At 58.3% G+C, this 1,015-nt stretch carries 1 protein-coding gene; it reads right to left on the bottom strand.

Going from position 1 to position 1,015, the window contains the following annotated elements:
- Window positions 1-2: 2 nt before the first annotated feature.
- Window positions 3-488: an RICIN domain-containing protein gene (locus ACWC9R_RS37100; RefSeq protein ID WP_450738291.1), complete on the bottom strand. Its 486-nt coding sequence runs from the start codon at window positions 486-488 to the stop codon at window positions 3-5.
- Between the last annotated feature and the right edge of the window lie 527 nt (window positions 489-1,015).

Below are 1,015 nucleotides of genomic sequence, written 5' to 3'. Positions count from 1 at the left end.
GCCTAGTTCCGCCACCACCACTCCATGTACGGGTTGCTTTCGCTGTAGGGGCTGGTGTAGAGCTGGCCCTTGGCGTTTGAATCCAGCGCCCGGCCGTTGTAATCGTTCTTGATGCGCAACCATTCGTTGGTGCTCCAGAGTTGGCTGGAATGATTCCCGCACGGGGCGGTCCTGACGCCATCCTCGCCGGCGACTTCGAGGCACCTGAGTGTCTGCACGTTCCTCAGTTGGAATTTAGTTCCCGAAGAATTCCAGAGTGTGCTCCACTGCTGGTAGGGGTTGTTCAGGTCGTCGGCGCAGGATTTCGTGTAGGCGTTGCCCTTGGTGTCGGAGTCCAGACAGAGCTTCGTCTGGAAGTTCTTGATCTGAGATCCAACCGCCCTGGTTCCGACTTCGGTGGCGCTCGCACTGCCGGCCGTACTGGCCAGCAACATGGCACTCACTCCCAGGGCTGCTGCCAGCCCCGAAAGAACGGTTCGCTTGCTCATCAGGCAACCTTTCTTGAATTCACTGAAGAATTGCTTCGTTGTCGATTTCCCGCGGCCCGCCGGGACGGGGCGAGACGAACTAGCCCTTCGGTGCCGCAGCGCATGCAATATTTCGGCAGGGCGGGCGAAATCAGAGATGGTCAGTTTTGTTGTCCTGGCTGTCATCATCAAGGCCGCCCCTGATTTTTCTTGAGTTTGGCTACCGATGCGATGGCTGTCAAGTGTGAGGTCGGGTGCAGATTAGACGTGAATTAGTCGGCTTCCGGAACTAACGCCTCCGGTTGCCTGCCGAAAGGAAGGGGCCGGTATTTGTGACAGTCGCAGCTCAAGGCGCGGATTCATGTGGGCGAAACGAGGATGCGGGCAGTACGAGGCTGAACAGCGAAACATTAGTCAAACAACAGCATGCCGTTAGCCTCGCCATTTCGGTTGGGGCTGATGAGGTGTAGGTGGTGTTGGCCTTCCAGCTCGGTGATCACTGTTCTCCTCCGAGGCGGTGGAAGCGCTCCGCGAACCGGCCGTGTGGC

The sequence above is a fragment of the Streptomyces sp. NPDC001219 genome (assembly GCF_053597915.1).
Note: the sequence above shows the minus strand (reverse complement) of the source record. Positions and strands in the feature narration are given on the sequence as shown.